This window comes from Desulfurella sp. (assembly GCF_023256235.1).
Lineage (GTDB): Bacteria > Campylobacterota_A > Desulfurellia > Desulfurellales > Desulfurellaceae > Desulfurella.
Map to the genome: position 1 here is coordinate 5142 of NZ_JAGDWY010000096.1, position 297 is coordinate 5438.

Below are 297 nucleotides of genomic sequence, written 5' to 3' on the forward strand. Positions count from 1 at the left end.
TATCATATATCCAAGTTTCGTTCCCATCGCTATCCTTTATAACAATATTTGGAGAGCCGAGAACTTCTGCTACCCTTGATTGAGAGTCACCATTGTGTATATATTTTTGCACCAGCCCAAGAGTAATATTCCTTTCTTGAGCAGATGATAAACTAGCTTGTTGTTGGGGCAAACTAGCACAGCCAGATAAAAATATAACACTTACAAATGACATAATCAATGATGGATATTTCTTCATCTAACCTCCTCCTTTTGTCTATATCTTATTGATTTTTGGGCTTTTGAAATCACCTTTTA

1 pseudogene is annotated in these 297 nt (G+C 35.4%); it reads right to left on the bottom strand.

The annotated features are described in order from the left end of the window. Positions 1-238: pseudogene (locus Q0C22_RS10390) on the bottom strand (hypothetical protein); the annotation flags it as partial. Positions 239-297: the final 59 nt, after the last annotated feature.